16 protein-coding genes and 2 rRNA genes are annotated in these 18,127 nt (G+C 58.3%); 13 read left to right on the top strand and 5 right to left on the bottom strand.

Features of this window, described 5'->3' with window-relative positions; genetic code table 11:
* Positions 1–5: 5 nt before the first annotated feature.
* The 10 genes from CWM58_RS22405 to trpS all read left to right on the top strand — a co-directional run bounded on the left by CWM58_RS22405 (position 6) and on the right by trpS (position 9,742).
* Positions 6–263 (top strand): EutN/CcmL family microcompartment protein, encoded by a 258-nt coding sequence (locus CWM58_RS22405; RefSeq protein WP_100681829.1) that lies wholly within the window; start codon positions 6–8, stop codon positions 261–263.
* Positions 264–280: 17 nt separating this feature from the next.
* Positions 281–1,462, top strand: coding sequence for a 1-propanol dehydrogenase PduQ (locus CWM58_RS22400; RefSeq protein ID WP_100681828.1), 1,182 nt, complete (start codon positions 281–283; stop codon positions 1,460–1,462).
* A gap of 133 nt (positions 1,463–1,595) precedes the next feature.
* Positions 1,596–4,982 carry a choline trimethylamine-lyase gene (gene cutC / locus CWM58_RS22395; RefSeq protein WP_100681827.1) on the top strand — a complete coding sequence of 1,129 codons (3,387 nt, stop codon included), beginning with the start codon at positions 1,596–1,598 and terminating at the stop codon, positions 4,980–4,982.
* 85 nt (positions 4,983–5,067) lie between these two features.
* Positions 5,068–6,015 (top strand): choline TMA-lyase-activating enzyme, encoded by a 948-nt coding sequence (gene cutD / locus CWM58_RS22390; RefSeq protein ID WP_047056429.1) that lies wholly within the window; start codon positions 5,068–5,070, stop codon positions 6,013–6,015.
* Between the two features lie 12 nt (positions 6,016–6,027).
* Positions 6,028–6,441 carry a BMC domain-containing protein gene (locus tag CWM58_RS22385; RefSeq protein WP_100681826.1) on the top strand — a complete coding sequence of 138 codons (414 nt, stop codon included), beginning with the start codon at positions 6,028–6,030 and terminating at the stop codon, positions 6,439–6,441.
* Positions 6,441–7,061: a phosphate propanoyltransferase gene (locus tag CWM58_RS22380; protein ID WP_061155906.1), complete on the top strand. Its 621-nt coding sequence runs from the start codon at positions 6,441–6,443 to the stop codon at positions 7,059–7,061. Before CWM58_RS22385 ends, CWM58_RS22380 begins: the two co-directional genes overlap by 1 nt.
* 12 nt (positions 7,062–7,073) lie before the next feature.
* The gene (locus CWM58_RS22375; RefSeq protein ID WP_100681825.1) at positions 7,074–7,742 is read left to right on the top strand and encodes a hypothetical protein; all 669 of its coding nucleotides are present in this window, start codon (positions 7,074–7,076) and stop codon (positions 7,740–7,742) included.
* Positions 7,743–7,773: 31 nt separating this feature from the next.
* Positions 7,774–8,187, top strand: a complete 414-nt coding sequence (locus tag CWM58_RS22370; protein WP_100681824.1) for a DMT family transporter — start codon at positions 7,774–7,776, stop codon at positions 8,185–8,187.
* Positions 8,188–8,204: 17 nt separating this feature from the next.
* On the top strand, positions 8,205–8,534 hold the full coding sequence (locus CWM58_RS22365) for a DMT family transporter (RefSeq protein WP_004204123.1): 330 nt from the start codon (positions 8,205–8,207) through the stop codon (positions 8,532–8,534).
* A 200-nt stretch (positions 8,535–8,734) separates the two neighbouring features.
* Positions 8,735–9,742 (top strand): tryptophan--tRNA ligase, encoded by a 1,008-nt coding sequence (trpS, locus tag CWM58_RS22360; RefSeq protein ID WP_100681823.1) that lies wholly within the window; start codon positions 8,735–8,737, stop codon positions 9,740–9,742.
* Positions 9,743–9,790: 48 nt separating this feature from the next.
* On the opposite strand, the gene CWM58_RS22355 is transcribed toward trpS, so the two are convergent.
* Positions 9,791–11,185 carry a diguanylate cyclase gene (locus tag CWM58_RS22355; protein ID WP_100681822.1) on the bottom strand — a complete coding sequence of 465 codons (1,395 nt, stop codon included), beginning with the start codon at positions 11,183–11,185 and terminating at the stop codon, positions 9,791–9,793.
* 404 nt (positions 11,186–11,589) lie between these two features.
* Between CWM58_RS22355 and CWM58_RS22350 the strand changes: the two genes are divergently transcribed.
* From CWM58_RS22350 to CWM58_RS22340, 3 genes are read left to right on the top strand one after another with little or no spacing between them, the layout of a single operon-like run.
* Positions 11,590–12,657 (top strand): HlyD family secretion protein, encoded by a 1,068-nt coding sequence (locus tag CWM58_RS22350; RefSeq protein ID WP_100681821.1) that lies wholly within the window; start codon positions 11,590–11,592, stop codon positions 12,655–12,657.
* Positions 12,654–15,398 (top strand): ribosome-associated ATPase/putative transporter RbbA, encoded by a 2,745-nt coding sequence (gene rbbA, locus CWM58_RS22345; RefSeq protein WP_100681820.1) that lies wholly within the window; start codon positions 12,654–12,656, stop codon positions 15,396–15,398. The genes CWM58_RS22350 and rbbA overlap by 4 nt, the downstream gene beginning before the upstream one ends.
* Positions 15,398–16,522 carry an ABC transporter permease gene (locus CWM58_RS22340; RefSeq protein WP_100681819.1) on the top strand — a complete coding sequence of 375 codons (1,125 nt, stop codon included), beginning with the start codon at positions 15,398–15,400 and terminating at the stop codon, positions 16,520–16,522. Before rbbA ends, CWM58_RS22340 begins: the two co-directional genes overlap by 1 nt.
* Before the next feature lie 40 nt (positions 16,523–16,562).
* Here CWM58_RS22340 and CWM58_RS22335 read toward each other — a convergent pair whose 3' ends face one another.
* The 4 genes from CWM58_RS22335 to CWM58_RS22320 form a co-directional block, all read right to left on the bottom strand.
* On the bottom strand, positions 16,563–16,880 hold the full coding sequence (locus CWM58_RS22335; RefSeq protein WP_074387190.1) for a hypothetical protein: 318 nt from the start codon (positions 16,878–16,880) through the stop codon (positions 16,563–16,565).
* 323 nt (positions 16,881–17,203) lie between these two features.
* Positions 17,204–17,479: a DUF2574 family protein gene (locus CWM58_RS22330; protein WP_061155913.1), complete on the bottom strand. Its 276-nt coding sequence runs from the start codon at positions 17,477–17,479 to the stop codon at positions 17,204–17,206.
* Between the two features lie 352 nt (positions 17,480–17,831).
* Positions 17,832–17,947: ribosomal RNA gene (gene rrf / locus CWM58_RS22325) — 5S ribosomal RNA — on the bottom strand.
* Positions 17,948–18,044: 97 nt separating this feature from the next.
* Positions 18,045–18,127 (bottom strand): 23S ribosomal RNA (locus tag CWM58_RS22320); the annotation flags it as partial.

Below are 18,127 nucleotides of genomic sequence, written 5' to 3'. Positions count from 1 at the left end.
AAACGATGATTCTCGCAAAGGTAACCGGCCATGTCGTCGCCACGCAGAAATGCGATGAGCTACGCGGCAGCAACCTGCTGTTGGTCACCCGACTGGATGACAATCAGCAGCCGATGAAGGACCAGACCTGGGTCGCCGTCGATAACGTCGGCGCCGGCATGCACGACATCGTGCTGGCGGAAGAGTACTTCGCGCTCAATAAAGAGCGCTACAAAGCGATGTCGGTGGTCGCCATTGTCGAGAAGGTGTTTCGGGACGCCTAACAGGAGTGAATAGCCCAATGAGTGAATTTTTACTGAAACCGCGGATTTGCTTCGGTCAGGACGCCCTCTCGGTGCTGAACGAACTCTCCGCCCGCAGCGTGCTGCTGGTGACCGATAAAGCGATGGTCAAGTTTGGCCTCGCCGAGCGCGTCACCGCCCTGCTGCGCCAGCGCGGGATCGCCTGGCAGATGTGGGACGACGTGGTGGCGGATCCGGATATCGCCACCGTGGTGCGCGGCATGAAGTTAATGGATAGCCACTATCCGGATCTGGTTATCGCGCTCGGCGGCGGTTCGGTAATCGATGCCGCCAAAGCGGTTATTTTCTCCCTGGCGCAAACCCGTCCGCAGACTGATCGCCCGCGTCCATGCTTTGTCGCCATCCCCACCACCAGCGGCACTGGTTCGGAAGTCACCGCCTTTTCGGTGGTGAAAGCCAACGCGGAAAAACTGGTGCTGGTGGATGCGTCATTGCTGCCGGATATCGCCATTCTTGACCCGGCGCTGGTGGCTTCAGTGCCACCGGCGATTACCGCCGACACCGGCATGGACGTGCTGTGTCACGCCCTTGAAGCCTACGTCTCCCGCGCCGCCAGCGACTTTTCCGATGCGCTGGCGGAGAAAGTGGTGCAGCAGGTGTTCCGCTACCTGCCGACCTGCTGGCGCAGCGGCGACAACCTGCAGACGCGCGAAAAGATGCATAACGCCTCCTGCATGGCGGGGATGGCCTTCACCAACGCGTCGCTGGGGATAACCCACAGCCTGGCGCACGCCCTCGGCGGCGTCTTCCGCGTGCCCCATGGCCGCGCCAACGCCCTGCTGATGGCGCACGTCGTCGCCTGGAACGCCGATTTCCACGGCCAGTGCGACACCCTCGCGGCAACGAAATATGCTCGGCTGGCGCATCTGCTGGATCTGCCTGCCGCCTCGCCACGCCAGGGCGTCGCCAGCCTGCTGGTCGCCATTCAGGCGTTAAAAGACGAACTAAGCATGCCCTCCGGCATCAGCGAAACCGGCATCGAGGCGGCTGAATTCGACCGCCGTTTGCCGGAGATGGTCGGTCAGGCGCTGCGCGACAGCTGTACCCCGACCAACCCACGCGCGCCAGACGCTAACGCGTTAACCGAACTTTATCGCCAGGCGTGGTCCGGTTGCCAGGAATCGCCCGGCGGCGCTCCGCTTGCACGGGCCTACGGGTAACAGATAACCGGGTGATCGCTGAATTATTTGTAGGCCGGGTAAGGCGTCAGCCGCCACCCGGCAGGAATACGGACACTGTATCCACAACCGGGTTGTCATCAGCCGCGGAAAAAGAACATCTGGAGAATACTTCATGGCACACTACAACTTAACGCCGCGCGTAAAAGTGCTGGCAGACCGTTTACTCGCCCAGAAAAGCACTCTGTGCACCGAACATGCCACCACACTGAACGCTCTTGATGGCGACATCGCGGGCGTTCCCGCCGCCGTTAAACCGGCGCGCCGCTTCTATGAACTGATGCGCCAGCTGCCGCTGACCATCAGCGCCGACGAGCTGATCGTCGGCAACCAGACCCGTAAACCGCACGGGGCGATTTTCCATGACGAAAACGCGACCCGTCGTCCATCGGTTTTCCAGTTCCTCAACCTCAATAGCGAGCTGGACTCGCCAGATTACAAACTGGTAGTCGAAAAAGGCGTGCTGGCGATTAAGCACCAGTTAGAAGAGAAAACCCGCGCCCTCGGTAGCGCGGTCAGCCGCAGCGGTATGGATGAAGTCAATGGCTGCCGCGCCGCCATCTACGCCTGTGACGCTCTGTTAGCGCTGGCGCAAAATCTGGCCAACAGCGCCGAACAGCTGGCGGCAGCGGAAATCAATGCTTATCGCAAAGCCGAGCTGCTCGATAGCGCGGCCATTCTGCACCACGTTCCGGCCCATCCGGCGCGTAATTTCAAAGAAGCCTGCCAGGCATTCTATCTGTTCCAGCTGGCGCTACAGCTGGACAACGGCAGCTATGCGGTTAACCCGCAAGGGGCGGATATCGCGCTGCTGCCTTATTATCAGCGCGATATCAACAGCGGCGCGCTCAATGCCCAACAGGCGTATGAGATCGTGGAGTGCCTGTGGTTCAAGCTGGCGGAACTGAGCGAAGTCCGCGCCGCCTGCGCCATTGACGGCTATCCGATGCTCGACGCCATGCTGCACGGCGCCGCTTTTGACCATGCTGAAGTGAACGAACTCTCCGCCATGTTTATCAGCGCCCAGCGCAACCTCAGCGCGCTGAATCTGCCGGTGCGTCTGTTTAGCGGCGTACAGCCGGTCAGCCACGTGCCGTTCGCCGCCTGCGCCGACACGCCGGTGATGGAAGGCTTAACCCCGCGTATGCAGCGCCTGCGTAACCACTACCTGACGGTACGCCCGAGCGTCTCTATCTATCGCGCGCTGGCCTTTACCGAAGTGGTCAAAGCCAACCCTGGCATGCCGACCATTTTGCTGCGCGCCAAAGCTTTCCGCCACGCCTGTGAAACCGCGCCGATTCTGATTCAGGACGATGAGCTGATCGTCGGCCATCCGTGCGGCAAGCCGCGCGCGGGCGCCTTCTCGCCGGATATCGCCTGGCGCTGGGTGCGCGACGAGCTCGACACCATGAGCACCCGCCCGCAGGATCCGTTTGAAATCAGCGAAGCAGATAAAAAAACCATTCGCGAAGAGATCGTCCCGTTCTGGGAAGGCCGTTCGCTGGATGAGATTTGCGAAGCGCAATACCGTGAGGCTGGCGTCTGGGCCTTCAGCGGCGAGACCTTCGTCAGCGACCTCTCCTATCACCAGATTAACGGCGGCGGCGATACCTGCCCGGGCTACGACGTGCTGCTGTTCACCAAAGGGATGAATGGGATTAAAGCCGATGCCGAGGCGCATCTGGCCAGCCTGAGCATGGAAAACCCGGAAGATATCGACCGTATCTACTACTACAAAGCGGCAATCGAAACCTGTGAAGGGGTGGTCAACTATGCCCGCCGTATCGCCGACCGCGCCCGCGAGCTGGCGGCTAAAGAGCAAAACGCCCAGCGCCGCGCCGAGCTGCTGACCATCGCCGACGTCAATGAAAACGTACCGGCCAACCCGCCAAAGACCCTTCAGGAAGCGCTGCAGAGCATCTGGACCGTCGAATCGCTGTTTGAAATCGAAGAGAACCAGACCGGGCTGTCGCTGGGCCGCGTAGACCAGTACTGCTACCCGATGTTCGAAGCTGATATCCGCGAAGGCCGCCTGACCCACGACAGCGCGCTGGAGCTGCTGCAGGCGTTCATCATCAAATGTGCCGAACTGATGTGGATGTCGAGCGAGCTGGGAGCGAAATATTTCGCTGGCTATCAGCCGTTTATCAACCTCACCGTTGGCGGCCAGAAACGTAGCGGCGGCGACGCCTGCAACGATTTGACCTACCTGATTATGGACGCCGTGCGCTTTGTGAAGGTGTATCAGCCGTCGCTGGCCTGCCGTATCCACAACCAGTCGCCGCAGAAATACATGGAAAAAATCGTCGACGTGGTGAAAGCGGGAATGGGCTTCCCGGCCTGCCACTTCGATGACTCCCACATCAAAATGATGCTGCGCAAGGGCTTCGATTTTGAAGACGCCCGTGATTACTGCCTGATGGGCTGCGTTGAGCCGCAGAAATCCGGGCGCATCTACCAGTGGACCTCCACCGGCTACACCCAGTGGCCTATCGCTATCGAGTTCGTGCTCAACCGCGGGCGGATGGTGCTGTTCGATAGCTATCAGGGGCTGGATACCGGCGACCTGCGCGACCTGCGCACCTTCGACGATTTCGACGCGGCGGTGAAACAGCAGATCGCCCACATCGTGCGCCTGTCGGCCATCGGTACCGTCATCAGCCAGCGCGTCCACCGCGATGTGGCGCCGAAGCCGCTGATGTCGTTACTGGTTGAAGGCTGTATGGAAAGCGGTAAAGACGTCGCCGCCGGCGGGGCGATGGTCAACCACGGGCCGGGGTTGATTTTCTCCGGTCTGGCGACCTACGTCGACTCGATGGCGGCGATCCGCAAGCTGGTGTTCGAAGAGAAGAAATACACCCTTGAGCAGATCCGCGATGCGCTGCTGGCCAACTTTGAAGGTTACGAAGCGCTGCGCCGCGACTGCCTGAACGCGCCGAAATACGGTAACGACGATAACTACGTCGACCAGTACGCGCTGGATATTACCGAATGGACCGAGAAAGAGTGCCGTAAGTACAAGATGCTCTACTCGACCCTCAGCCACGGCACCCTGTCTATCTCCAACAACACACCAATCGGCGAGCTGACCAACGCCACGCCGAACGGCCGCCTGGCGTGGATGCCGCTCTCCGACGGCATCAGCCCGACTCAGGGCGCGGATAAACAAGGCCCGACGGCGATTATCAAGTCGGTCAGCAAGATGAACGTGGAAACCATGAACATCGGCATGGTGCACAACTTCAAGTTCCTCAAAGGGCTGCTGGATACCCCGGAAGGCCGCCATGGCTTGATTACCCTGCTGCGTACCGCCTCGATTCTCGGCAATGGCCAGATGCAGTTCAGCTATGTCGATAACGAAGTGCTGAAGAAGGCGCAGCAGGAGCCGGAGAAATACCGCGACCTGATCGTTCGCGTCGCTGGCTACAGCGCCTACTTCGTTGAGCTGTGCAAAGAGGTCCAGGACGAGATCATCAGCCGTACGGTGATTGAGAAGTTCTAGTTCTCTTAAAGAGAATTAAATGAGCTGTATTTGAGAAATAACCGGAAGTTCTCCGTCCCGTAACGGGACGGAGCGGGAGGCAAGCGTGATCGCAAAACAAGAATTAACGGGCCGAATTTTCAATATCCAGAAATATTCGATCTATGACGGCGATGGCATTCGCACGCTGGTGTTTTTTAAGGGCTGCAACATTCGCTGCCCGTGGTGCGCCAACCCGGAAGGGCTGAACAGCCAGTTCCAGGTGATGTTCTCGCACGACAAATGCATTAACTGCGGCGACTGCGTCAGCGTCTGTCCGGCGGGTATTCATTATCGGGCGGAAGAGAACGGCGAAATGAAGCACTTCGTCAACCGCAATAAAGACTGCATCGGCTGCCGCAAATGCGAAGAGATTTGCACCCAGAACGCGCTGGACATTATGGGCAAGGACGTCACCGTCAGCGAGCTGATGGAGATCATCATGCAGGACTACGACTTCTACATCTCCTCCGGCGGCGGCGTGACCATCGGCGGCGGCGAGATGAGCCTGCAGACCGATTTTGCCGTCGCCTTATTCAGCGAATGCAAAAAAATGATGATTAACACCGCCGTCGAAACCCAGGGCACCACCCCGCTTGCCAACTACCAGAAGCTGGCGCCGGTCACCGACACCTTCTTGTTCGACATAAAGCAGATTAACAGCGAACACCACAAGGCGATGCTCGGCATCGGCAACGAAGGGATCCGCCGCAATCTCGAATGGCTGGTGGATTCCGGCGCCAACGTCATTGTGCGTATGCCGCTCATTCGCGGCTACAACGACTCATTCGACGCCATTACCGGCGCCATTGATTACGTACAGAAGCTGGCGAAGCGTGGAAATATCCGCCGCATCGACATGCTGCCGTACCACCAGTTGGGACGCAAAAAGTACGAACGCCTGGATATGCCCTACCCGATTACCCAGGACCCGTCTTATACACCGGAAGAACTGGACCGGCTGGAAACCTTCTTCCAGCAATTTGATTTTGATATTCGCTTAGTCCGCCATTAACAGGAGCCGACCATGAAAAGTTTAGGCGTAATTGAAACGCGAGGATGGGTCGCCGCCATTCAGGCCGTCGACGCCGCCTGTAAAGCTGCGGGAGTGACCTGCATTGGCTATCGCAAACCAGGCTCCGGGCTGGTGAGCGTCTGCTTTGAAGGGGAGATCAGCGCCATCCACACCGCCATTGAACGCGGCGTGGCGGTGGCAGGCGCCGAGCACACCGTGAAGTCATTGGTGATTGCCCGCCCGGAGCGCTGCGTGGTTGAAGCGTTAAGCAACCTCAAAGGCAACCCGCCGCCTGCGAAGCAGCCCTCCGCCCCAGCAGCTGTCGCTGTCGCCGCCGCGCCAGAAGCGATCGTTCCCTCCGCGCCGCAGGCCGCCCCGCAGGCAACGGAAGATAAAAACCCAACGCTGAAGAAAGGGAAGAAGTGATGATCGACACCCTGCTTCGCGAAAAAATCACCACCCGCCTGAGCGCAACGGCGCCGGCGATCCCGGTGGGGATCTCCAACCGCCACGTCCATCTCGCGCAACAGGACGTCGAGGCGCTATTCGGCAAAGGCTACAGCCTGACGCCGTTCAAACCGCTGCGCCAGCCGGGGCAGTTCGCCGCCCAGGAGTGCGTGACCGTTGTCGGGCCGAAAGGCTCGCTGACCAACGTCCGCGTCCTCGGGCCGACCCGCCCGGTATCGCAACTGGAAGTATCGCGCGCCGACTGTTTCACGCTCGGGATTAAGGCGCCGGTTCGTGAGTCCGGGCAACTGGAGAATGCCGGTAGCGCGCTGCTGATTGGGCCCGCTGGCCACGTTGAACTCCATTCGCAGGTGATCTGCGCCTGGCGGCATATTCATATGTCGCCGCAGGACGCGCGCCAACTCAACGTTAGCAATGGCCAGAAGGTCAGCGTGCGCAGCAACGGCGAACGCCAGCTGACCTTCGATGAAGTGGTGGTGCGGGTGCGCGATGACTTCGCGCTTGAGTTCCATATCGATACCGAAGAAGCCAATGCCGCCGGGTTGAAAAACGGCGCGCAGGTGACGCTCATCGGCTAACGGAGACTCACCATGACCGACGAACAGATTGAAGGTGTAGTTGCGCGGATTTTGCAACGCCTGCGGCCACCAGTACTGGTGATGGTGACCGCCGCTGACGGCTACCGCGCGGCAATCCGCCAGCGCCTGGCAAGCTGCGGCTACCCGCTGCGCCTCGCGCTGGAGGAGGGCCTTGCCGACGCCGCCGCGTGGCAGGAGACGGGCGAAATTCTCGCTCCGTCAGCGTGGCAGGATGCCCTGCCGTCAGCGCCGTGGCGGGCGGTGTTGCTACCGTTTCTCGATTATACGCTGGCCTCGGATCTGCTGAACGGCACGCTGCGTAGCCCGCTCGCCCGCTGCGCGCACGAGGCGCTGCTGACGGGTATTCCGGTGCTGGCGCTGCGCTATCACTGCGATCCGCACAGCGAGCTCAATCAACTGCGCGGGGCGCAGGCCGACAGCGCCTATACCGGGCATCTGCAGGCCACGCTGACTCGCCTGGAAGCCTGCGGCGTCTTCCTCGGCACCATGAATGAGCTGCTGGCGAAGCTGGAGGCGCCCGCCGCACCTGCCGCTGTGGGTAGTGAACCGCGCCGTTATCTCACCGTCACAGACGTGGTGAATAATCCAGCGTTGGCAGCGACCCCGCACGCGCAGCTGACCGATGCGGCCATTGATTACTTAAAAAACAGAAAGATATGACCTTACCCAACGATAAACCTGGAGCTTAACGATGTCTTCGAAAACAAAATGCTGGTTATGGATGTTGCTGGTTATCCTCTCCGAAACCTCGGCAACCTCGACGTTAAAAATGTTCGGTAGCAGCGAAGGCAGCACCAAAATGCTGCTGCTCGGGCTGCTGATTGCGCTCTACTGCACCTGTTATTACTCGTTGTCGCGGGCGGTGAAAGATATTCCGGTCGGTCTGGCATACGCCACCTGGTCCGGCACCGGTATCCTGGTGGTCTCGACGCTGGGAATGGCGTTTTACGGCCAGCACCCGGATACCGCCGCCATCATCGGCATGGCAGTGATCGCCAGCGGCATCGTTATCATGAACCTGTTCTCGAAAATGGGTTCGGAAGAGAGCGAAGAGGCCGCCCCCGTCGCGCCAGTCGCCTCCATGGATAAGAAAATCGCCAACTAACAGGAAAGGAATACCCTATGTTTAATCTCGGATTTTTATGGCTGGCGCTGTCTATCGGCTCCGAAATCACCGGCACCTCGATGATCAAAAAAACCAACGGCTTCAGCAAACTGGCGCCTTCCGTGCTGGTGGTCTGCGCCTACGGCCTGTGCTACTTCGCCCTCACCCGCGCGATGAGCACTATTCCGGTGGGCGTGGCCTACTCGCTGTGGTGCGGCTTCGGTATCGTCGGCGTGACTATCTGCTCCATGATCCTCTATAAGCAGAAACCGGACCTGGCGGCCATTATCGCCATGGCGCTGATTATCTCCGGCGGCGTGATCATGAACGTCTTCTCGACCATGTAATACGAGGCGGGTTTACCCCGCCGTGATTTCGTGGCAGGATAAAAAGATGAACAGAAACGTTATCGTTACTTACTCCCGTCGTTGGTGGCTGCCTGCATAACAGGCGGCATGATACACGTTTCCATTTTCAAAGCCGCCGGAAGGCGGCTTTGTTATTTCCAGGACGTCTTTCGGCTGAACAGTCTGATAAGGAGTCCCTAATGAACCATCCACAAACCATCCTCACCGGCGACCGCCCGACCGGCCAACTACATCTTGGCCACTACGTCGGCTCGCTGCGCCAGCGCGTCGCGCTGCAGCACGACCACCAGCAATTTATCCTGATCGCCGACCTGCAAGGGCTCACCGATAACGGCAGCAACCCACAAAAAATCAGCCACCATATCCTCGAAGTCATGGCCGATTATCTGGCCATCGGCATCGACCCCAGGCTCACCACTATTTGCCTGCAGTCCGCTCTGCCGGCGCTGGCGGAGCTCAGCGCGCTGTATATGAATATCGTCACCGTCGCCCGCGTGGAGCGTAACCCAACGGTCAAAAATGAAATTGCCCAGAAGGGATTCGCCCGCTCGCTGCCGGTGGGCTTTCTCGCCTATCCGATTAGCCAGGCCGCCGATATCACCGCCTTCAAAGCCGAGCTGGTGCCGGTGGGCGACGATCAGCTACCGATGATTGAGCAGACCAACGAGATCGTCCACAAAATGAATAGCCTGACCGGCGAACCGGTGCTGCGCCACTGCAAAGCGTTACTCAGCGAAGTGGGCCGCCTGCCGGGCGTCGACGGTAACGCCAAAATGTCGAAATCGCTGGGCAATACGCTGACGTTATCGGCCAGTGAAGAGGAGATCCACCGCGCGGTCAGCGCGATGTATACCGATCCGACGCATCTGAGAGTCAGCGATCCGGGGCACGTCGACGGCAACGTGGTGTTCACCTATCTCGACGCTTTCCATAGCGATAAGGCGCTGGTTGCTGAGATGAAAGCCCACTATCAGCGTGGTGGGCTGGGCGATCGCCAGTGTAAGAATGAACTGGAAACCTGCCTGCAGGCGCTACTGGCGCCAATCCGCGAATGCCGGGCCACTTACAGTCAGGATAAAGGAATGCTGCTGGAATTGTTGCGTCAAGGCAGCGAACGCGCCCACCATCTCACGCAGCAGACGCTACATGAAGTGAAGCGCGGGCTGGGGCTGCCGGTGCTGTTCTGAGTTTCAGAGCCCTTCCCCGGACGCGCTACGCTTACCGGGGCTACGGTTTTATCCCCCACCTTTGTGCATCTTCACGCAGTTGCGCCCATCGCGCTTGGCGGCATACAGCGCGTTATCAGCGTCACGCAGCAGCAGGTTGTAATCGGGGTGCCCCGTGTGGACGGCAAAGCCAATGCTGGCGGTAATCGGGATCTGCGTGTCGCCGCCAACGTTAAACGCCAGTTGACCAATCTTTTTACGCAGGCGTTCAAGGAGAGGGGAAGCCTCTGCCGCACGGGTCTCCACCAGCACCAGCAGAAACTCCTCACCGCCGTAGCGGAAGAGATAGTCGCTGGAGCGAATATTATCGCTGAGCAGATCGGCTACGTGCTTAATGGCGCGGTCGCCGACCATATGGCCCCATTTGTCATTGATCTCTTTAAAGAAATCAATATCGATAATTGCCACCGTCAGCGGTAGGTCATACTCAATCGCCAGAGTGACTTCATGCTTGAGCACCACCGGCAGATAGCGACGGTTAAGCAGGCTGGTTAGCGCGTCTTTGCCGTTTTGCATCTGCGACAGACTGCTGAACAATACCCCCAGTTGGCTGCTGATGTGCTGACAATGGATATGGATCCTTTGCAGCAAGCTCTGAGTATTTTTATAACCAGCATCCTGTTCCGCGGTACGCCATTCGGTAATCAACGCATCCACCTGACCGATTAATTCAGTAATCTCCCCCATCTGCGGATTGTGGTTAAAATAGCGAACGCATTTATGGCGAAACCACAAACCAAATTCGGATTCAGATAATAACGTTGCGTTAAGGTCCGTCCTGTTCTCGCTGACGATATTAAAAATCGCACTATTTTCCCAACCCGAAAGCGATGCCTGCTGCTTGCCATACTCCATCGGGACGTTATCCATCAGGCTGTACAGACGAAAGGCTTCTTCATTTTTGGTAGCCCGATAATGCGACAGCGTATAGGCGTGACACATCATCTCCACTGCCATATTTATCGCCATGATCGCGTAATGGATAGCCGCTATCCCGGTGTCCCGCTCCACCTGGCTGTCACGAATCGCCTCCACCAGCCCGGCTTTTATCTGCCGCGCGCCGCGCAGCACCGCCTCAGCCGGGATGCCAATCCGCGAATGAATGCTGCCGATCTGATACTGGCGCTCCGCGAGGGCCTGAAGCTCCTCTTTTTCACAGGTAAGGATCTGCTGCACCCATCCCGCCAGAGAGCGGCTCAGACGTTCCTCAACCAGCTCATAAGAGAGGTGCCTGGCGATATCCGGATCCTGAAAAATAAAATCGTAAAAGCGGGTCGCTAACATCGACGATCGCTCATCAGCCATTTTTTTAAGCAATGCACGGACGTCCGGCGTCAGGCTGTCATACAGCGGTAGCCATTCCTTAAAAATCACGGCGATATATTTTTGGCTTTCTTCATTCATGAAATTAAAGCACTCGTCGGATGTTTCTTAATGCCAGGAGCGGAATCATATCGTAGTTACCGGGGGGCAACCAGATAACAAAACGGACCAGCCTGTTTTCGCTGTTTTATCCTGACATTGGGGTTTTCTGTTAACGCACCGACAAGACCACGCACTTCGTATGGACAACATCGCCACGAATGTTACTATCGCGATGACGATAGCTCTCACTATGCGTGTTTCATTAAGGCCTGGATCGCTGATGATGACCACATAAGTAGCACAGCGATCGGCTGCGCATCGACGCGGCAGAGCGCTGCGTCAGCGGCCTTTACCCCCACCTTTTCGTCCCTCGCAAGGAGGACGCTCCGCTCGGCGGAGGAAACACGCGCACCACTCAGCAAAGGGAATCAAGCGAGTCGCGTATGGACAAATTAAAGAAACGTTGGGCAGGGTATCTTGTCGGCTTACTGGTGGTGCTCGCCGCCGCCGCATGGTGGCTGCTGCGCCCGCCAGGCCTCCCGGACGGTTTTGCCAGCAGCAACGGCCGAATCGAAGCCACCGAAGTCGATATTGCCAGTAAAATCGCCGGGCGTATCGACACGATTTTGGTCAAAGAGGGCCAGTTTGTGCGTCAGGGAGAAGTCCTCGCGAGGATGGATACCCGCGTACTGAACGAGCAGCGTCTTGAAGCCGCCGCACAAATCAAGGAGGCGGAAAGCGCGGTGCTCGCCGCCAGAGCCTTGCTCGATCAGCGGCAGAGTGAAATGCGCGCCAGTGAAGCAGTCGTGAAGCAGCGCCAGGCGGAGCTGGACTCCTCGGCGAAACGCCATGTCCGTTCGAATGCCCTGTCGCAGCGAGGCGCCGTCTCCGCCCAGCAGCTGGATGACGACCGCGCGGCAGCAGAGAGCGCCCGCGCGGCGCTGGAATCGGCAAAAGCCCAGGTCTCTGCCGCCCGCGCCGCCATCGAAGCTGCCCGCACCAGCATTATTCAGGCGCAAACCCGCGTCGAAGCCGCCCAGGCGACCGAACGGCGGATCCTTGCCGATATTGACGATAGCGAGCTGAAAGCACCGCGTGATGGCCGCATTCAGTATCGCGTCGCTGAGCCAGGCGAAGTCCTGGCCGCCGGTGGCCGGGTGCTGAACATGGTCGATCTCGCCGATGTCTATATGACCTTCTTTCTGCCAACCGAGCAGGCAGGTCTGCTGGCGCTCGGCAGCGAAGCGCGCTTGATCCTTGATGCCGCGCCGGATCTGGTGATCCCGGCCAACATCAGCTTTGTCGCCAGCGTCGCCCAGTTCACGCCGAAAACGGTAGAAACCAGCGACGAACGTCTTAAGCTGATGTTCCGCGTCAAAGCGCGCATCCCGCCGGAGCTGCTGGCGCAGCATCTGGAATATGTCAAAACCGGCCTGCCCGGCATGGCTTACGTACGGCTGGATAAACAACAACCCTGGCCTGAGGCGCTAACGGTGAGGTTGCCGCAATGAAACTGACGCCGCAGGATACCTCGCCCCCCGTCGCCCTGCTGGAAAACGTTGGCCAGCAGTTTGGCGCCACCATCGCGCTGCGGGATATCAGCCTGGCGATCCCGGCACGGCGTATGGTTGGTCTGATTGGCCCGGACGGCGTCGGCAAATCGAGCCTGCTCTCGCTGATCGCCGGGGCGCGGGCCATTGAACAGGGTAACGTGATGGTGCTTGGCGGCGATATGCGTGATGTGCATCACCGCCGCGACGTGTGCCCGAAAATCGCGTGGATGCCACAGGGGCTGGGGAAAAACCTCTATCACACCCTCTCGGTGTATGAAAACGTCGACTTCTTCGCCCGCCTGTTCGGCCACGATAAAGCCGAGCGCGAACTGCGCATCAACGAGCTGCTGCAGAGCACCGGGCTGGCGCCGTTTCGCGATCGCCCCGCCGGTAAACTCTCCGGTGGGATGAAGCAAAAGCTCGGCCTGTGCTGCGCGCTGATCCACGACCCGCAGCTGCTGATCCTTGATGAACCGACCACCGGCGTCGACCCGCTTTCCCGGGCGCAGTTCTGGGAGCTTATCGACAGTATTCGCCAGCGCCAGCCGGAGATGAGCGTGCTGGTGGCTACCGCCTACATGGAAGAGGCCGAGCGCTTTGACTGGCTGGTGGCGATGAATGCCGGCGAGGTGCTGGCGACCGGCAGCGCCGCGGAGCTCAAAGCCCAGACCGGCAGCCAGACCCTGGAGCAGGCATTTATCGCCCTGCTACCTGAAGCACAACGTCAAGCGCATAAGACGGTAGTTATCCCGCCGCGCGACAGCCGCGAGGAAGAGATCGCCATCGAAGCACGCGGCCTGACCATGCGCTTCGGCAACTTTGTTGCCGTCGACCACGTTAACTTTCGCATCGCCCGCGGCGAAATCTTTGGCTTCCTTGGATCTAACGGCTGCGGCAAATCCACCACCATGAAGATGCTCACCGGCCTGCTGCCCGCCAGCGAAGGTGAAGCCTGGCTGTTCGGCCAGCCGGTCGACCCGAAGGATATCGCCACCCGCCAGCGGGTCGGTTACATGTCACAGGCCTTCTCGCTTTACAGCGAACTGAGCGTTCGGCAAAACCTCGAGCTGCACGCCCGCCTGTTTCATATCCCGGACGACGAAATAGCCAACCGGGTCGCTGAGATGAGCGAGCGCTTTATGCTGACCGAGGTTGAAGACGCGCTTCCCGCCGATCTGCCGCTGGGGATCCGTCAACGCCTGTCGTTAGCGGTGGCGGTCATCCACCGCCCGGAGATGCTGATCCTCGATGAGCCGACCTCCGGCGTCGACCCGGTGGCGCGCGATATGTTCTGGCAGCTGATGGTAGATCTGGCGCGCCAGGATCGCGTTACTATATTTATCTCCACCCACTTTATGAATGAGGCGGAACGCTGCGATCGCATCTCCCTGATGCATGCTGGCAAGGTGTTGGCCAGCGATACGCCACAGGCGCTGGTCGAGCAGCGCGGAGCCGCCAGCCTCGAAGAGGCGTTTATCGCCTGGCTTAAAGAGGCCCAACCGTCCTCTCCAGTACCAGATGAACCCACGTCTGCTGTCGCATCGCATTCGGAACACACGGCCCCACGGCAGGCCTTCAGTCTACGCCGCCTGTTTAGCTACAGCCGCCGCGAGGCGCTGGAGCTGCGCCGCGATCCGGTGCGATCGACGCTGGCGCTGCTGGGGACGGTGATCCTGATGTTTATCATGGGTTATGGGATCAGCATGGACGTTGAGGATCTGCGCTTTGCCGTCCTCGACCGCGATCAAACCATCAGCAGCCAGGGCTGGTCGCAGAATATCGCCGGCTCACGCTACTTTATCGAACAGGCGCCGCTGCACAGTTATGACGAACTGGACCGCCGGATGCGCGACGGCGAACTGGCGGTGGCAATAGAGATCCCGCCGAACTTTGGTCGCGATATCGCCCGCGGCACACCGGTGCAAATCGGCGTCTGGGTGGACGGCGCGATGCCCAACCGCGCGGAAACCGTGCGCGGCTACGTGCAGGCGATGCATCTCGCCTGGCTGCAGGAGATGGCCGGCCGGCAGAGCAGCCCACAGCGCGATACCTCACTCATCTCCATCGAGACCCGCTATCGCTATAATCCGGACGTGAAGAGCCTGCCGGCCATCGTCCCGGCGGTGATCCCGCTGCTGTTGATGATGATCCCGGCGATGCTTAGCGCCCTGAGCGTAGTCCGTGAGAAAGAACTCGGATCGATTATCAACTTGTACGTGACGCCAACTACCCGCAGCGAATTCCTGCTCGGCAAGCAGCTGCCTTACATCGTACTGGGGATGTTTAACTTCTTCCTGCTGTGCGCGCTGTCGGTCTTTGTCTTTGGCGTCGCGCATAAGGGCAGCTTCCTGACGCTGACCCTGGCGGCGCTGCTGTATGTCACCATCGCCACCGGTCTGGGGCTGCTGATATCAACCTTTATGAAGAGCCAAATCGCCGCCATTTTCGGTACCGCGATCATTACGCTGATCCCGGCAACCCAGTTCTCCGGAATGATCGATCCGGTGGCGTCGCTGGAAGGGCCCGGGCGCTGGATTGGGCAAATTTATCCGACCAGCCACTTCCTGACTATCGCTCGCGGCACCTTCTCCAAGGCGCTGAATCTCAGTGATTTGTGGGGCTCCTTCATTCCGCTATTGATTGCGGTGCCGCTGGTGCTCGGGCTGAGCGTGCTGCTGCTGAAGAAACAGGAGGGATGATGCGCGGATTACGCAATATTTATAATCTTGGCGTCAAAGAGCTGCGCAGCCTGCTCGGCGATAAAGCAATGCTGGCGCTGATCGTGTTTGCTTTTACCGTGTCGGTGTACTCCTCGGCCACGGTGATGCCCGGTTCGCTGCACCTGGCGCCGATCGCGGTTGCTGATATGGATAAATCCCAGCTCTCTTCACGCATTATTAACGCTTTCTACCGTCCCTGGTTTCTCGAGCCGGAGCTGATCACCGCTGATGAGATGGACGCCGGGCTGGATGCCGGGCGCTACACTTTCGCCATCAACATCCCGCCTAACTTCCAGCGCGATGTGCTGGCCGGTCGGCAGCCGGAAGTCCAGGTCAACGTTGACGCCACGCGAATGAGTCAGGCCTTTACCGGTAACGGCTATATCCAGAATATTATCAGTGGCGAAGTCAACAGCTTTGTCGCCCGTTATCGGGATAACAGCGTGCTGCCGGTAGAGCTGGCGGTAAGGATGCGTTTTAACCCTAACCTTGAGCAGGAGCGCTTTGGCGCGGTGATGGCAATCATCAACAACATCACCATGCTGGCGATCGTCCTCACCGGTTCGGCGCTGATCCGCGAGCGGGAACATGGCACCATAGAGCACTTGTTGGTGATGCCAGTAACGCCGTTTGAAATCATGATGGCCAAGATCTGGTCGATGGGCCTGGTGGTGCTGGTGGTCTCCGGGTTGTCGCTGATACTGATGGTGCAGGGGATTTTGCAGGTGCCCATTGAGGGGTCGATCCCACTGTTTATGCTGGGGGTGGCGCTCAGCCTGTTCGCTACTACCTCAATCGGCATTTTTATGGGCACCCTCGCCCGCTCGATGCCGCAGCTGGGGCTGCTGATGATTCTGGTGCTGCTGCCGCTACAGATGCTTTCCGGCGGATCCACACCGCGGGAAAGTATGCCGCAGCTGGTACAGGATATTATGGTGACCATGCCGACCACCCACTTCGTCAGTCTGGCGCAGGCGATACTGTACCGTGGCGCCAGCTTTGCCATCGTCTGGCCGCAGTTCTTAACCTTGCTGGCTATCGGCGGGGTGTTCTTTACTATCGCGTTGCTGCGTTTTCGTAAGACTATTGGCGAGATGGCGTAAGGGCTTAAGAAGGGCCGTCGACTGACGGCGGCCCAGGGATTTATTTGTGGCGGTTCATAAAGCGACGTAAACCCCAGGTGAAGGCCATCGCCATACTAAACAGGATAAACAATAAGACAATCCAGCTGATGGAGATGCGCAGCAACGTACCGGGGGTCATAAACGGCTGCAGGTAGACGGTGAAGGACTCCGCGGGTGATTTCCCCAACAGCTCGTACACGTTATCGGTGAGCCACACCCCGACCCGGCAGAACAGCCAGATAATTGCTGGCCAGCAGAGCAGCACCAGAAAGGTAAAGCGCTCCTGAATGTAAGTGAAGAGCTGGCGCAGTGGCGACCAGTTAAGCAGGATTTTCATTTCTATTCTCATATTGCCAGCCGATAACCTGCATATGTCTCGCAAGGTATTTCGGGCAGCATCCATACAGGCAATCATCCCTCTTTGTATAACAAATTTTCCGCCATATAAACCAGATCAAGTTAACAAAGTGTTAATGATGTAGCTCATTAAGACAAAAACAGGGAAGAAGCATGCCGTTCGCCACAATACATCCGGGAGCGAAGTATTCAGTCACGGAAATATTTTTTATGAATCGTAAACGCGTTATTTTGCGGGAGGAAGAGGCAGCGCCATTATTTCACCGACGTACAATATAATGGCGCTGAAATAGAGAAATGATATTAATCGTAGCTGCTGATAATTATTTTCCGACTTGCATCATCCGGTAAATTCACCGTCCGGGTGACCACGCCACGAGCATTCGTCACGCTATTTTGCGAAGCAATAAGATAGGTATTCTTTCCGCAACGCTGCTGAGGTTGTTTATTGACGATATCGGTGCTGCAGGTTTCTGAAACCACCCGCCCGGAGAGCGTTAATGTGGCGGTATCAGCAGCAAACAGAGGTAAGCTTAGTCCATAAGCGAAGGTTAGGATCCCAATTAGCGGTTTTTTCATTGAATTTATAACCAGTTAACAGGATGAGAAATAAGCGAGTTGCTTTCTATTTTTCTCCCTCAGGAGAGATGATGCGTTGATTCATCACGCAGGGAAGATAATCCATATTATTAATAAGGACAATTACAGGATAACCTATTAATGTGATAGGTATTACTGATGTTAACGAACCAGGCGGTCGGGCCGGATGTTTCCCCGGAGGCGGTGCTGCGCACCTTGTCCTGGCTACCAGTCAGCCCCGGTTTGTAGCCCCGGTAAGCACAGCGCCACCGGGGAGATGGCGGCGCGTCTGGCCGTAAACCACAAAAACGAAAGGCCCAGTCTTTCGACTGAGCCTTTCGTTTTATTTGATGCCTGGCAGTTCCCTACTCTCACATGGGGAGACCCCACACTACCATCGGCGCTACGGCGTTTCACTTCTGAGTTCGGCATGGGGTCAGGTGGGACCACCGCGCTAGTGCCGCCAGGCAAATTCTGTTTTATCAGCCCGTCTTAAAGACGTTCTGATTAATCTGTATCACGCTGAAAATCTTCTCTCAAATCGCCAAAACACCTTCGGCGTTGTAAGGTTAAGCCTCACGGTTCATTAGTACCGGTTAGCTCAACGCATCGCTGCGCTTACACACCCGGCCTATCAACGTCGTCGTC

This window comes from Klebsiella sp. H-Nf2, assembly GCF_002806645.1.
Classification (GTDB): domain Bacteria; phylum Pseudomonadota; class Gammaproteobacteria; order Enterobacterales; family Enterobacteriaceae; genus Klebsiella; species Klebsiella variicola.
Note: the sequence above shows the minus strand (reverse complement) of the source record. Positions and strands in the feature narration are given on the sequence as shown.

What these genes read in the sequence shown, in the direction of transcription:
- CWM58_RS22405 (WP_100681829.1), top strand. Translation starts at nt 6, where the DNA reads ATGATTCTCGCAAAGGTAACCGGCCATGTCGTCGCCACGCAGAAATGC.
- CWM58_RS22400 (WP_100681828.1), top strand. Translation starts at nt 281, where the DNA reads ATGAGTGAATTTTTACTGAAACCGCGGATTTGCTTCGGTCAGGACGCC.
- cutC (WP_100681827.1), top strand. Translation starts at nt 1,596, where the DNA reads ATGGCACACTACAACTTAACGCCGCGCGTAAAAGTGCTGGCAGACCGT.
- CWM58_RS22385 (WP_100681826.1), top strand. Translation starts at nt 6,028, where the DNA reads ATGAAAAGTTTAGGCGTAATTGAAACGCGAGGATGGGTCGCCGCCATT.
- CWM58_RS22380 (WP_061155906.1), top strand. Translation starts at nt 6,441, where the DNA reads ATGATCGACACCCTGCTTCGCGAAAAAATCACCACCCGCCTGAGCGCA.
- CWM58_RS22375 (WP_100681825.1), top strand. Translation starts at nt 7,074, where the DNA reads ATGACCGACGAACAGATTGAAGGTGTAGTTGCGCGGATTTTGCAACGC.
- CWM58_RS22370 (WP_100681824.1), top strand. Translation starts at nt 7,774, where the DNA reads ATGTCTTCGAAAACAAAATGCTGGTTATGGATGTTGCTGGTTATCCTC.
- CWM58_RS22365 (WP_004204123.1), top strand. Translation starts at nt 8,205, where the DNA reads ATGTTTAATCTCGGATTTTTATGGCTGGCGCTGTCTATCGGCTCCGAA.
- trpS (WP_100681823.1), top strand. Translation starts at nt 8,735, where the DNA reads ATGAACCATCCACAAACCATCCTCACCGGCGACCGCCCGACCGGCCAA.
- CWM58_RS22355 (WP_100681822.1), bottom strand. Translation starts at nt 11,185, where the DNA reads ATGAATGAAGAAAGCCAAAAATATATCGCCGTGATTTTTAAGGAATGG.
- CWM58_RS22350 (WP_100681821.1), top strand. Translation starts at nt 11,590, where the DNA reads ATGGACAAATTAAAGAAACGTTGGGCAGGGTATCTTGTCGGCTTACTG.
- rbbA (WP_100681820.1), top strand. Translation starts at nt 12,654, where the DNA reads ATGAAACTGACGCCGCAGGATACCTCGCCCCCCGTCGCCCTGCTGGAA.
- CWM58_RS22340 (WP_100681819.1), top strand. Translation starts at nt 15,398, where the DNA reads ATGCGCGGATTACGCAATATTTATAATCTTGGCGTCAAAGAGCTGCGC.
- CWM58_RS22335 (WP_074387190.1), bottom strand. Translation starts at nt 16,880, where the DNA reads ATGAAAATCCTGCTTAACTGGTCGCCACTGCGCCAGCTCTTCACTTAC.
- CWM58_RS22330 (WP_061155913.1), bottom strand. Translation starts at nt 17,479, where the DNA reads ATGAAAAAACCGCTAATTGGGATCCTAACCTTCGCTTATGGACTAAGC.